This is a genomic window from Acidocella sp. (assembly GCF_052326845.1).
In the GTDB taxonomy this organism is placed as follows: domain Bacteria; phylum Pseudomonadota; class Alphaproteobacteria; order Acetobacterales; family Acetobacteraceae; genus Acidocella.
This window is the reverse complement of record NZ_JBKQJR010000131.1, coordinates 1-13,050: the sequence shown is the minus strand read 5'-3', so window position 1 is coordinate 13,050 and position 13,050 is coordinate 1. Positions and strand designations below refer to the sequence as shown.

The following is a 13,050-nucleotide window of genomic DNA, read 5'->3' as shown; positions in this document are numbered from 1 at the left end:
ACATCGCGCAGCGAACACGCCCAAAGCTCCAGTGTATCTTCAACAGACGCGCCGCCATTCATCATGTTCTGAACCATGGTTGCCCATAGATTCAGAACTCCAACAAAAATGCAACTGTAGTGTTAGGCACGGCGATTGCGTTCAGCGCCTCCAGTTTCTCGGTGAGGTCGGCCCGCAGATAGGCCGCAGATAGGCCTCGGTGCTCTGAAGGCTGGTGTGACCGAGCCATAGTGCCACCTTTCGAATGTCATGGGTGGCCTGGAGCTCGCTCTTGCGCGCCATCGTCATCAGGAAAAGGCGTATCCCGAGCCTGATTGTGGGAAGGGTGGCGACGTGCTCGAGTTGCTTCAGCAGCACCCGGATCTTGCTCGGAGACAGGGATCGATCCTTTGGCACGAACGTAGCAATGGACGCGGGCCCGACCTCATCGGCCGGGTTGGCGACCTTTTCGCCGTGTAAAATCGCAAAACCGCAGATCTGTTTGACGATATCGCGCACATGGATGGCGGTCGCCGGAGCCCCGCGATCGACGATCTTTTCACAAAGCGCCCGTAGATCATCCGGCGTGATCTCATGCAGAAGGCGGTTTTTTGTATGCCGAGGCAAGCTCTCGCTCGAAGATGGTGCGGCGCATCGCGCGGGTGCTGTCCGCCATCGTGGCTCCGGATAGCCACCGCTCTTCGAATTCGCCGAAGCTCTTCGCCTCTTTGATCCGCCGCTTCGCACGTTGCTTCTCGTGGGCAGGCGATTTGCTCTCTATCACAGATCGGCGCGCGTCGATCGTCATTTCACGGGCATGAGCCAATGAAAGTTCGGCCGGACCATACTGGCCGAGAGTGACGGTCTCTCGCCTGCCATTCAATCGATAATCCAACCGAAAAGTGATCATCCCCGACGGTGCGACGACGACGTACATGCCATCGCGATCTGCGACTTTATAAGGCTTTTTCTTCGGGTTCAGGTTCTTCAGCGCCGCGTCCGTCGGCATAGAACTTCCCTCTGACCAAAATACCGTCAAGCGAAAAAGGACCGCTCGTCTTAGGTTTTTCCTTATATTTCAATCATATATAGTTGAAATAATACCGTCAGAACGCCTCCAAAAGCTGACGGTATCGCCTCATCGGGCCGACGGCAAGAGGAGTTGATACCGTCAACGGCACCACCAAAACGGAGCGCTACCCTCCGAATGATGGCGATAGACGTTGATAGATATTTTTATTTATATCAGTATGTTATTTTAGTTTTTTGATAGTCCGCGAACCTCTCGGCAGACCAAAAATTACTCCCACTCGATGGTTCCGGGGGGCTTGCTGGTGATGTCGTAGGTGACGCGGTTGATGCCGCGCACCTCGTTCACGATCCGCCCGGCGACGCGGGTGAGGAACCCGACATCGTAAGGATAGACTTCGGCGGTCATGCCATCGGTGCTGGTTACGGCGCGGAGCGCGCACACATTGTCGTAGGTGCGGCCATCGCCCATCACGCCAACACTCTTTACAGGCAAAAGCACGGCGAAAGCCTGCCAGATGGCGTCGTACAGCCCGGCGGCGCGGATCTCTTCCAGGTAGATGGAATCGGCCTTCTGCAGCACGGCCACCTTCTCGCGCGTCACCTCGCCCAGCACGCGGATGGCAAGGCCCGGCCCGGGGAACGGATGGCGGCCGACGATGGTCTCGGGCAGGCCAAGCTCACGGCCCAGCGCGCGCACCTCGTCCTTGAACAGCTCGCGCAGGGGCTCGACCAGCTTCAGCTTCATGTAGGCGGGCAGGCCGCCCACATTGTGGTGGGACTTGATGGTGACCGACGGCCCGCCAATGGCGGAGACGGATTCGATGACGTCAGGGTACAGCGTGCCCTGGGCCAGGAACTCGGCGCCGCCGAGCTTCTGGGACTCCTCGTCGAACACGTCGATGAACAGCTTGCCGATGATTTTCCGCTTCTGTTCCGGATCTGTTACGCCTTCAAGATGACCAAGGAACAAATCAGAAGCATCGCGGTGGATGAGCGTGATGTTGAACTGGTCGCGGAACACGCGCACCACCTCTTCGGCCTCCCCCGCGCGCAGCAGGCCGTGGTCGACAAAGATGCAGGTGAGCTGGTCGCCGATCGCCTCGTGGATCAGCGCCGCGGCCACGGAGGAGTCCACCCCGCCGGAGAGGCCGCAAATGACCTTGCCGGTGCCGACCTGGGCGCGGATCTTGGCGATTTCCGCTTGGCGGAAGCCCGCCATCGTCCAGTCGCCGGAGAGGCCGCAGACCTTATGGGTAAAGTTGCGGATGAGCTGCGCGCCGTGCGGGGTGTGCACCACCTCCGGGTGGAACATGGCGCCGTAGAAGCGCCGCTCGTCATCGGCGATGAGCGCGTAGGGCGCGCCCTCGGAGACGGCCACGGTGCGGAACCCGGCCGGCGGGGCGGAGATGTGGTCGCCGTGGGACATCCAGACCTTCTCACGCGCGCCGACGGACCACACGCCCTCGAACAGGGCGCAATCGGCCACCACATCCACATAGGCAGCACCGAATTCACGGATATCCGCGCCCTTGGCGTCGCCGCCAAGCTGCACGCACATCGTCATCTGGCCGTAGCAGATGCCCATCACCGGCACGCCGGCCTGGAACACCCATTCCGGGGCGCGGGGCGAACCCTCTTCAGCCACGCTGGCCGGGCCGCCGGAGAGGATGATGCCCTTGGGGGCAAAAGCCTGCATCCGCGCCACATCGGCGTTGAAGGGGATGATCTCGCAATACACCCCGCTCTCGCGCACGCGGCGGGCAATCAGCTGGGTAACCTGGCTGCCGAAGTCCAGGATCAGAATCTTTTCATCGCTCATGTGCTCCCCTAGCGCATCAGGCGGTCACGTCCAAGAGAGTGGTGAGCGGATCCCAGGAATAAGCGGTCTGCGGGATGTCTTCCCCCGCCACCTGTGTCATCCCCGCCGCGATGCATTTGCCGCCGAGGCGCTGGTAGAAATAACGGGCGGGGTTGTCGCGCAGCACCCAGCCATAGGCGGAACGGCAACCGAGCTGGGCCAGATACTTGGCCGAGGCGCGCAGCAACTGGCCCCCCAGCCCCTGGTCGCGGTAGTCGTCGAGCACATAGAGCATCTCCACTTCGCCCTCGCCGAACCGGCTCTCCCGGCTGCGGCTGGCGGTGGAAAAGCCCAGGACCGGCGGGGCGCCCGGCATGCCGTAGCTGGCGACGACATGCACGCCGAACCCCAGCCGGATGAGATGCTCGTACTGCCGGGCCAGACGGGAGATGGAAAGACCAGCCAGATAGTCTTCCGGCAAAATATTCGCGTAAGCGCTGCGCCAAGTGGCGACGTGAACCGCGGCGATGCCGGGTGCGTCGGCCAGCCTGGCGCGGCGCAGCGCGATCACGTCTCGCGCCGCACCAGCACGGCGGCGAAGAAGCCGTCCGTGCCATGCACGCGGGGTGAAAGCCGCAACGCCTGCCCGCGCAAAGCCGCCGGGGCCTCGATGGGAAGCTGCTCGAACATTGGGTATCTGGCCAGGAACGCCTCCACCTGTTTTTCGTTCTCATCATTGAGCACGGAGCACGTCGCGTAAACAAGTTTTCCACCCGGCTTCACCAGTTTTTGCGCCTGGTCGAGGATCATCGCCTGCTTTTGCGTGAGTTCGGCGAGATCCACCTCGGTCAGGCGGGTGCGAGCATCCGGGTTGCGGCGCCAAGTGCCGGTGCCTGAACAGGGGGCGTCAACCAGCACGCGGTCGAATTTCTGGCCCTGGCGCTTCAGCCACTTGTCGCCCGGCTCCAGCAGATGCCGCTCCGCGTTATGCACCCCGGCACGGCGCAGGCGCTTGATGGCGCCTTCCAGCCTGGGGGCGGAGACATCACAGGCGACGATATGGCCCTTGTTCTCCATGTTCATGGCGATGGCGAGGGTCTTGCCCCCCGCCCCGGCGCAGTAATCCACCACGCGCATGCCGGGCTGGGCGTCCACGGCCAGGGCGATGAGCTGGCTGCCCTCGTCCTGGATTTCCACCAGCCCGTCCTGGAACGCCTTGCCCTGCGTCACGGATTGCCGGTTGGCAAGGCGTAACCCCCAGGGGGAGTACGGCGAGGGCTCAGCCCGCAGCCCCTCGCGCGCCAGCGCCACAATCGCGCCCTCGCGCGTCGTCTTCAGGATGTTCACGCGCAGATCCAGCGGGGCGGGCTCGTTCATCGCCGCCATCTCCGCCTCCAGGGCGGGGCCGAACTGGGCCTTGAGCTTGGGCAGAATCCAGTCCGGGATCTCGTATTTCACCGCCTCCGGCATGTTCGGGTGTTCCAGCGTGTGCCCGGCGAAGCGGTCCAGCACGGCGGCTTCTTCCGGCGATAGCGGCGGCGGGCCATAGCGCCCGGCGGTGAAGGCGAGCGCGATCTTATGCGGGGTCTGCCCGGAAAAGATGGCCTGGGCGGCGAGCAGCAGGCGCGGTGTCTGCGGGGCGTGGAGCTTATCCAGCCACCAGCCGAGATGCCGGCGCGCGCGCAGCACGCCCCAGACCAGCGTGCTGACGGCCCGCCTGTCTCCACCGCCGATGAAGCGGCGATTGCGGAAGAAATGGTTGGCCACGGCGTCGGCCGGGCGCGGATCAGCCTCGATCTCAGCCAGGAGGTCGATGGCGGCGGCAAGTTGTCCAGCGGGTGTCATGGGCAGGCTATAGCGACACGGGGGCGCGCTGCCTATGGCGGGCAAGATGGCAGGGCTTTTTCAGATCGGCGTGGAAAGCGGTCAAGCCAGTTTCATTGCTGACGCGGCGGTTTTGCCCTAAACTTTTGGAAATTTGGCCGAAGAGAAGGATGAAGCCGTGCCAATGCGTCAATCCGCCTGGGAACAATCATGGCGCGCTGCAGCATGTGCTGTTTTTGCTTTTTTGCCGCTTCTGCAGTTGGCTGGCTGCACGCCGCCAGCCAAGGCGCCCGTGCCCAACAGAGCGATAGCTGGCATCGACATCGGCGGACCGTCGCCGCCCCATAGCTACCTTCTCCCCTTCAAGCCCTATGCCACCTCGCTACCGGGAAAAAATCTGCAAACCGCGGTTTTCTTGAAGATCGCCGGGGATTACCGGCACTATGCCTTTCCGAGCATCCTCGTGTTCAGTTTTGCCGACCCTTCGGAGGCTCCCGCCAACCGCGAGGCCCTGGCCTGGGCGCGGGCGGAGTGGGTCGCCAGCCAGTTGGTGCAGGCAGGCATTCCACGCATCGACATCGACGCGCGCGTCTTGCCGCTGAGTGCGCTGTTCACCTACACTGACCTGGGTCCAGCGGAAACGGTGAGCCCCGGCCTGCCAAATTTACCTCGGCTTGTCGTGATCCAGGGGTACTCGCCCTACCGCTGGCCTAACGGCTGACAGACGTGCCGCGCACGGCGCCACAAAAAACGGCGCCTCACGGCGCCGCTTTCCTCAAATCCCGCGAAGCGAAATCAGATAGCCTTCAGGTTCTCCGCGGAGACCTTGCCCTGCTGGCCGGGCTTGGCTTCGTACTGAAGCTTCTGGCCTTCGTTCAGCGAGCCCAGGTTCGCACGCTCGACAGCCGAGATGTGCACGAAAACGTCCTTGGAGCCGTCATCCGGCTGAATGAAGCCGTAGCCCTTGGTGGCGTTGAACCATTTCACAGTACCTGATGCCATATCGCATCTCCTTAACAAACAGCGACCCGCAACATACGGACCATGATACTCTTCGGTTGTCAGGGGATGGGGCCGAACTGCAAAAGCAGGGGTAGCACGCAACAACAGATAACGAAAAGCGCCGTGGGCATCGTGTACGCCCTTTTGCCGCAAACCGCAAACAATATTACGGCCCGAACGGCAACCCCGGTTGCAGAGCGGCGGCGCTGGGCAGATCCGAGGCGCTGAACCCGCCGCCGAGATCCTGGAACAGCGCGACACTGGCGAGCAGGCGCTGCTGCTGGATGGAAAGCTGCGTCTGCTGGTCGGCAAGCAGCGTGACTTGCGCCTGCACCACGGCGGTATAGGCGGCGGTGCCGGCCTGGTATTCGTTGAGCGTAATCTGCACCCCGCGGCTGGCATCGGCCACGGCCTGGGCCTGCACCGCGGCCTGCTGCTCGTAGATCGTCAGGTTGGAGAGGTCGTTCTCCACGTTCTGGAAGGCGTTCAGCACGGTCTGGCGGTAGTTTTGCGCGCTTTCCTGATAGGCATCGCCCGCCGCTGCCACGGCGGCGCTGCGGGTGCCGCCTTCGAACAATGTTTCGGAGACATTCGACCCCAGCGACCAAAGCGAGTTGGAAACGTCGAACAGCCCGCTGATCGGGTTCGCCGCATAGCCGCCCATCGCGGAGAGGGAGAGGCTCGGGTAATACGCCCCCACGGCCACACCGATGAGTGCGTTTTGCTCCGCCATGACGCGCTCCGCCGCGGCGATGTCCGGCCGGCGCTCCAGCAGCGTGCTTGGCACGCCAGGCGGCGTGACCGGCACATTGGCCATCTGTGCACCCGGCGGGATGGAGAGTTCTTCCGGCGCATGGCCGGTGAGCACGGCGATGGCGTGCTCGTACTGCGCCCGCGCCGCTCCGGCATTGATGAGCTGGGACTGCGCGCCCTCCAGCTCGGTGCGGGCGGTGATCACGTCCGAAGGTGCGGCCGTACCTGCCGCCGCCTGGTTCTCGGTGATCTGCAGGCTGCGCTGATAGGCCGCGACCGTCTGCTGATACAGCGCGATGGCGGCATCCGATGCGCGGAGGTTCACGTAATCGGACGCAAGTTCCGCCTGGGCGCTGAGCGTGGCATTGGCGAGGTCCGCGGCGCTCACCTGCGCGGCGGCGACATCACCCTGCACCTGCCGGCGGATCTTGCCCCAGATATCGACGCTCCAGGAGGCGTTGCCCTCGAACGTGCCGGAGGTGGTGGGGCCGGATGAACGGGCAAAACCGGAAGCCGCGGTGGCGCTGGCGCCGCCCCCGCCCTCGCCGGAGCGCGTGGCGGTGCTGGTGAGGCCAAACGAGGGGAAGAGGCTGCCGCGCTCCTCCTGCACAATCTCCACCGCCTGCTGATAGGCGTAGTAATCCGCCTTCAGCGTGGCGTTGTTCACCGCCACCTGTGGCTCCAACTGGTTCAGCACCGGGTCGTTGAACACGCTCCACCACGCGCCTTTCGGCGCGCCATCCGCCGGTTTTGCCGCCACCCAGCCGGGCGCGGTCTTGTAGGCGGCAGGCACCGGCAGCACGGGTTTGTGGTAATCAGGCCCCACCATGCAGCCGGAAAGGGCCAGTGCCCCCAGCACGCTCAACCGCTTCATAATGCCTCCACAATGCTGCCCTGGCGGGGTGCCGCCTTGTCCCGCCCGCCGCGCAGTTTCGTCGCCAGCCGTTCCAGCCACAGATACACAACCGGCGTGGTGTAGAGCGTCAGCGCCTGGCTGACGACAAGCCCGCCGATAATGGTAAGCCCTAATGGCTGGCGCAACGATGCCCCCTGCCCCAGCCCGATGGCCAGCGGCAGCGCGCCGAGAATGGCGGCGAAGGTGGTCATCAGAATCGGCCGCAAGCGCAGCGAGGCGGCACGGAAGATCGCCTCCTCCGGTGTCAGCCCCTCGCCGCGCTCCAGTTGCAGGGCGAAGTCGATCATCAGGATCGCGTTCTTTTTCACGATGCCAATGAGCAGGACCACGCCGATGAGCGCGATGATGGTGAGCGGCGTGTTGAGCATGAGCAGGAACAACGTGGCGCCCAGCCCGGCCGAGGGAATGGTGGAGAGGATGGTGATGGGGTGGATCGTGCTCTCGTAGAGAATACCGAGCACGATATAGACCGTGGCGATCGCCGCCAGGATGAGCAGCGGCTCGGCGGCCGAGGAGGACTGGAACGCCGCGGCGGTGCCGGCGAAGCTGCCGCTGATGGTCAGCGGCACGTCGAGCCGGGTCATGGTCCCCTGGATGGCGGCGGCGGCGGTGCCGAGCGCCACGCCCTGCGGCAGCGAGAAGGAGATGGTGGCCGCCACACGCCCGTCCTGGTGATTAACCGCAATCGGCGTGGTGCCGGGCCCGATCGTGGCGAGGGCGGAAAGCGGCACCATGGTCTCGCTGTTCGTGCTCACCGCAGCGCCCGAGGACGCGCCGCCCCCGGTGCTGGTGGCCACGGAGTTGATCGCCACGTTGGTCGCGGAATCCAGCGCCACGGTGGCGGTGGTGTTGGTGATCTTGGTGTTCGTCACCACCGCGCCGGCGGCAAGCTGAGAGGATGATGTGCCGCTCGCCTTGCCGCCCGAGGTGCTGATGTAGATCCGTGCGAGGTCCTGGGGCGTCTGCTGGTATTTCGGCGCCAGCTCCATCACCACCTCGTACTGGTTCAGCTCGTTATAGATCGTGGAGACGCCGCGCTGGCCGAACGCGTCGTAGAGCGTGTTGTCGATCTCGCTGGGCGTAATGTCGAGCCGCGCCGCCACGGGGCGGTTGATGTGGATGTCCGTCTCCAGCCCGCCCTGCTGCATGTCGGAGTTCACGTCCACCAGTGTGCGGTCCTGCTTCAGCGCCTCTACGATCTTCGGCACCCAGGCGTAGAGATCGGCCGCGTCGTCGCTCTGCAGCGTGTACTGGTACTCGGCATTGCCCTGCCGGCCACCGACGCGCAGATCCTGCGCTGGCACCAGGAAGGTCTGCGCGCCGGGGATGCGACCGAGCGGACGGCGCAGCCGCGCCACGATCTGCGTGGCGCTTACGTGACGCTCGGACAACGGCTTCAGCGTGATGAACAGGAAGCCCGTATTCGTCGTCCGCCCGCCGGTGAAGCCGGCCACCGAGGCCACGCCGGGGTCGTGCTGCACGATGGTCTGCAGTTGCAGCAGCTTCTGCTTCATCGCCGCGAAGGAGATGGACTGGTCGGCCTGGATGGTGCCCATCACCAGCCCGGTGTCCTGCTCGGGGAAGAAGCCCTTCGGCACCACGACGAACAGCACCACGTTGAGCGCAACGGTAAGGATCAGCCCGAAACCGACCAGCCTGGCATGGCGCAGCGCCCAGCGCAGCGAGTCCTCATAAGCCGCGCGGGTGGCGGCAAAGCCGCGCTCCAGCGCGGCAACGACGCGCCCTTCCGACTTGGCGCTTTCGGGGCGCAGCAGCAGGGCGCAGAGCATCGGCGTGGTGGTGAGCGAGACCAGCAGCGAGATGACAATAGTCAGCGACAATGTCTCGGCGAATTCCTGGAACAATTTGCCCAGCAGGCCAGGCATCATCAGGATCGGCAGGAACACCGCGATCAGCGAGGCGCTCATGGAGAGCACGGTGAACCCCACCTCCGCCCCGCCGCGCAGTGCCGCACTTAGCGGGTCCATGCCGTCTTCCAGGTGGCGCATGGTGTTTTCCGTCACCACCACCGCGTCGTCCACCACGAAGCCTGTCGCAATGGTGAGCGCCATGAGCGAGAGATTGTCCACCGAGAAGCCGAGCAGGTACATCGGCCCGAACGTGCCGATGATGGAGACCGGCACGGCGAGCCCGGGAATAAGCGTGGCGCGGGGCGATCGCAGGAAGATGAACACCACCCCCACCACCAGCAGCACGGCGATGAACAGCGTGCGCTCGGTGTCGGCCAGCGCGGCGCGGATGGATTGCGAGCGATCCAGGGCGATGCCGAACTTGATGGCGGGCGGCAGGGCGGCGCTCAGTTGGGGCAGCATCGCCTTGATCTTGTCCACCGTGCGGATGACATTCGCCGTCGGGCTGGGGTGGATGATGACCAGCACCCCGCGCTTGCCGTTGTAGTACCCGGCATTCTGCAGGTTTTCGACGGAATCATTAACGTCTGCGACGTCAGAGAGCTTCACCGCCAAGCCGTCGCGGTAGGCGATGACAAGATCGCGGTACTGCGCCGCGAGTTTCGCCTGGTCGTTGGTGTAGAGCTGGTAGCGGCTGGGGCCGATATCGAAATAGCCTTTCGGCGAATTCGCATTGGCCGCGGACAGGGCGGCGCGCACATCCTCCAGCCCGATGCCGTATTTGGCGAGCGGCCCGGGCTGCAGTTCCACACGCACCGCGGGCAGCGCAGCACCTCCGAGTTCCACATCGCCCACGCCATCGATCTGCGAGAACTGCTGTGCCAGCACAGTGTCGGCGGAATCGTAGAGCTGGCCGGGCGTCATCGTGTCCGAGGTCATGGCCAGCACGATGATCGGCGCGTCCGCCGGGTTAAACTTCTCGTAGCTTGGGTTGGCGCGCAGCGTCGTCGGCAGGTCCGCGCGCGCGGCCTGAATTGCGGCCTCCACGTCGCGGGCCGCGCCGTCGATATTGCGGTCCAGCCCGAATTGCAGCGTGATGCGGGTGACGCCGATGCCCGATTGCGAGGTCATCTCGGTCACATCGGCGATGGTGCCGAGATGCCGTTCCAGCGGTTCCGCCACAGTGGCGGCCATGGCCTCCGGGCTGGCCCCCGCCATGTTGGCCTGTACCTGAATGGTGGGAAAGGCGATCTGCGGCAGCGGCGCGACCGGCATCTTCAGGAAGCCGAGAATGCCGGACAACGCGATGCCGATGGTGAGCAGGATCGTCGCCACCGGGCGGCGGATGAAGATCGCCGGGAGGTTCATGCGCTGGCTGCGTTCAGGCGCAGGCCGAAGCGGCTGGCCAGCGCGTCAAACGCCAGATAGATGACCGGGGTGGTGAACAAGGTGAGCACCTGGCTCACCAGCAGCCCGCCGACAATGGCCACGCCCAGCGGCGCGCGCAGCTCGGACCCCATGCCGCCGCCAAAAATCAGCGGCAAGCCGGAGAACATGGCGGCGAGCGTGGTCATCAGGATCGGGCGGAAGCGCAGAAGTGCTGCCTCGTAGATCGCATCGCGCGGGGGTTTGCCCTCGTTGCGCTCGGCGTGCAGCGCGAAATCGATCATCATGATCGCGTTCTTCTTCACGATGCCGATCAGCAGCACGATACCGATGATGCCGATGACATCCAGCCCCTCGCCCGAGAGCCAGAGGAAGATAAGCGCGCCGATGCCCGCCGAAGGCAGGGTGGAGAGGATGGTGACCGGGTGAACGAAGCTCTCATACAGCACGCCGAGCACGATATAGACGGCGACGATGGCGGCGATGAGCAGGAAGACCTCGTTGGTCAGGGCATTCTGGAATGCCGCCGCAGCACCCAGGAAGCTCGTCTGCATCGAAGCGGGCAGGTTCAGCGAGGCTTCGGCTTTCTGGATTGCCTTCACTGCCCCCCCCAGCGAAGCGCCGGGTGCTAGGTTGAAGGAGATGGTGGTGGCCGGAAACTGGCCGAGATGCTCGATGAGCAACGGCGCTGTCTGGATGTTGAAGCTGGCAATAGCGGAAAGCGGCACCTGCCCGCCCGAGGCGGCAGAGGACGGCAGATAGATGTTCCCCAGCGATGCGGCGGACGTCATCTTCGCCGGGTCCACGGTCATGATAACGCGGTATTGGTCGGTCTGCGTGAAGATGGTGGAGATGATGCGCTGGCCGAAGGAATCGTACAGCGCCGAATCCACCGTCGCCGCGGTGATGCCGAAGCGCGCGGCACTCGTGCGGTCGATATCGACATACACGGATTGCCCGGCCGCCTGCAGCCCGCTGGCAACGCCGGTAAGCTGGGGTAACGCCTGGAGTTTGGCCATCAGCCGCGGCACGTAGGTTTGCAGATCCGCCTGAGACGCTCCCTCCAGCGCGAACTGGTATTGCGTGGGTGAGATGGTGGTATCGAGCGTGAGGCTCTGCACCGGCTGTAGATACAGCGCCACGCCCGGCACGCCCGCCACCTCCTGGCTCAGCCGGGGAATGATTCCGGCGGCGGAGAGGCTGCGCTCGCTCTTGGGCTTCAGGTTAATGAGGAACCGTCCCTGGTTCAGCGTGGTGTTGCTGCCATCCACACCGATATAGGAGGTGAGGCTTACAACATCCTTGTCCTTCAGAAGCGCATCGGCCAGGGCCTGCTGGTGCGCCGCCATGGCGGCGTAGGAGGTGCCCTGCGTGGCCTGGGAGAAGCCCTCGATAACGCCTGTATCCTGTACCGGGAAGAACCCCTTGGGGATGAACACGTAGAGCAGGATGGTGAGTGCCAGCGTGCCAATGGCAACCAACAGCGTGGCACGATCATGTTTCAGCACCCAGGTGAGCGCGTGCCCATAGCCGGTGATCAGGCGGTTGAACTGCGTCTCGTTCCAGGACTCGAACCGGTTGGGCTTGTCCTCGCCCTTGCGGTGCAACAGACGCGAGCACAGCATCGGCACCAGGGTAAGGGAGACGACCGCCGAGATGACGATGGTGAAGGCGAGCGTGATCGCGAATTCGGAAAACAGCCGCCCGACGACATCGCCCATGAACAGCAACGGGATCAGCACCGCGATGAGCGACACGGTGAGCGAGATGATGGTGAAGCCGATCTGCCCAGCACCTTGCAGCGCGGCCTCCAGCGGGGTCTCGCCCATCTCCAGATAGCGGGAGATGTTCTCGATCATCACGATAGAGTCATCGACGACGAAGCCCGTGGCGATGATGAGCGCCATGATCGAGAGATTGTCGAGGGAGAACCCGCAAAGATACATGAAGGCAAGCGTACCGACGAGCGAGACCGGCACCGAGATGCTGGGGATGATGGTCGCCCGCATGTTGCGCAGGAAGAGGAAGATGACAGCGACGACAAGAAGAATGGAGAGCGCCAGCTCGAACCCGGCATCCGAAACGGAGGCGCGGATGGAGGTGGTGCCATCGCTCATCACGGCGATCTGCATGGAAGCCGGCAGCCCGGCGGTGAGCACAGGCAGCGCGCGCTTGATCGCATCCACGGTGGCGATGACATTAGCATTCGGCTGACGCTGAATGTTGAGCACGATGGCGGGCGTGCGGTTCGCCCAGGCGCCGAGCTCAGTATCCTGCGGCGCGGACATGATTTTCGCCACGTCACCAAGATAGACCGGATTGCCGTGATGAGCGATGGCACCACCTCCATCCGCGCCTCCGTTTCGGATGCCGGGTTCGAGCTGGCGCTCTCCATTCTTCTTGTCGTCGCTGTCATCGGTTATCTGGTCATTGGCGTTGATGGTGAAACTCTGTTTCAGGCCGGAGAAGCTGCCCTTCGGCGAATTGAC

The 13,050-nt window shown here is 64.1% G+C and carries 10 protein-coding genes; 1 reads left to right on the top strand and 9 read right to left on the bottom strand.

Translation table 11 applies throughout. The annotated features are described in order from the left end of the window. Positions 1-141: 141 nt before the first annotated feature. The 5 genes from ACLPJJ_RS08695 to ACLPJJ_RS08675 form a co-directional block, all read right to left on the bottom strand. Complete coding sequence (locus ACLPJJ_RS08695) at positions 142-606, bottom strand: tyrosine-type recombinase/integrase (RefSeq protein ID WP_443590579.1); 465 nt, start codon at positions 604-606, stop codon at positions 142-144. Further along, on the bottom strand, positions 572-988 hold the full coding sequence (locus ACLPJJ_RS08690) for an Arm DNA-binding domain-containing protein (protein WP_443590578.1): 417 nt from the start codon (positions 986-988) through the stop codon (positions 572-574). Before ACLPJJ_RS08690 ends, ACLPJJ_RS08695 begins: the two co-directional genes overlap by 35 nt. Positions 989-1,279: 291 nt before the next feature. Continuing rightward, positions 1,280-2,830 carry a glutamine-hydrolyzing GMP synthase gene (gene guaA, locus ACLPJJ_RS08685; RefSeq protein ID WP_443590577.1) on the bottom strand — a complete coding sequence of 517 codons (1,551 nt, stop codon included), beginning with the start codon at positions 2,828-2,830 and terminating at the stop codon, positions 1,280-1,282. Positions 2,831-2,846: 16 nt separating this feature from the next. Next, entirely contained in the window at positions 2,847-3,380 is a 534-nt protein-coding gene (locus ACLPJJ_RS08680; RefSeq protein ID WP_443590576.1) for a GNAT family N-acetyltransferase, read from the bottom strand. Then, positions 3,377-4,654 carry an RsmB/NOP family class I SAM-dependent RNA methyltransferase gene (locus ACLPJJ_RS08675; protein ID WP_443590575.1) on the bottom strand — a complete coding sequence of 426 codons (1,278 nt, stop codon included), beginning with the start codon at positions 4,652-4,654 and terminating at the stop codon, positions 3,377-3,379. Before ACLPJJ_RS08675 ends, ACLPJJ_RS08680 begins: the two co-directional genes overlap by 4 nt. A 133-nt stretch (positions 4,655-4,787) precedes the next feature. Between ACLPJJ_RS08675 and ACLPJJ_RS08670 the strand changes: the two genes are divergently transcribed. Continuing rightward, on the top strand, positions 4,788-5,354 hold the full coding sequence (locus ACLPJJ_RS08670; protein WP_443590574.1) for a hypothetical protein: 567 nt from the start codon (positions 4,788-4,790) through the stop codon (positions 5,352-5,354). A gap of 74 nt (positions 5,355-5,428) precedes the next feature. Here ACLPJJ_RS08670 and ACLPJJ_RS08665 read toward each other — a convergent pair whose 3' ends face one another. The 4 genes from ACLPJJ_RS08665 to ACLPJJ_RS08650 all read right to left on the bottom strand — a co-directional run. Continuing rightward, positions 5,429-5,635 carry a cold-shock protein gene (locus tag ACLPJJ_RS08665; RefSeq protein WP_183264833.1) on the bottom strand — a complete coding sequence of 69 codons (207 nt, stop codon included), beginning with the start codon at positions 5,633-5,635 and terminating at the stop codon, positions 5,429-5,431. 166 nt (positions 5,636-5,801) lie between these two features. After that, complete coding sequence (locus ACLPJJ_RS08660) at positions 5,802-7,262, bottom strand: efflux transporter outer membrane subunit (protein WP_443590573.1); 1,461 nt, start codon at positions 7,260-7,262, stop codon at positions 5,802-5,804. Continuing rightward, on the bottom strand, positions 7,259-10,543 hold the full coding sequence (locus ACLPJJ_RS08655; RefSeq protein WP_443590572.1) for an efflux RND transporter permease subunit: 3,285 nt from the start codon (positions 10,541-10,543) through the stop codon (positions 7,259-7,261). The genes ACLPJJ_RS08660 and ACLPJJ_RS08655 overlap by 4 nt, the downstream gene beginning before the upstream one ends. Next, a partial coding sequence (locus ACLPJJ_RS08650; RefSeq protein WP_443590571.1) for an efflux RND transporter permease subunit occupies positions 10,540-13,050 on the bottom strand: 2,511 nt, incomplete at its 5' end. The genes ACLPJJ_RS08655 and ACLPJJ_RS08650, both read right to left, overlap by 4 nt.

Coding starts and splice junctions, on each gene's coding strand:
- ACLPJJ_RS08660 (WP_443590573.1), bottom strand. CDS start 7,262: ATGAAGCGGTTGAGCGTGCTGGGGGCACTGGCCCTTTCCGGCTGCATG.
- guaA (WP_443590577.1), bottom strand. CDS start 2,830: ATGAGCGATGAAAAGATTCTGATCCTGGACTTCGGCAGCCAGGTTACC.
- ACLPJJ_RS08655 (WP_443590572.1), bottom strand. CDS start 10,543: ATGAACCTCCCGGCGATCTTCATCCGCCGCCCGGTGGCGACGATCCTG.
- ACLPJJ_RS08690 (WP_443590578.1), bottom strand. CDS start 988: ATGCCGACGGACGCGGCGCTGAAGAACCTGAACCCGAAGAAAAAGCCT.
- ACLPJJ_RS08665 (WP_183264833.1), bottom strand. CDS start 5,635: ATGGCATCAGGTACTGTGAAATGGTTCAACGCCACCAAGGGCTACGGC.
- ACLPJJ_RS08675 (WP_443590575.1), bottom strand. CDS start 4,654: ATGACACCCGCTGGACAACTTGCCGCCGCCATCGACCTCCTGGCTGAG.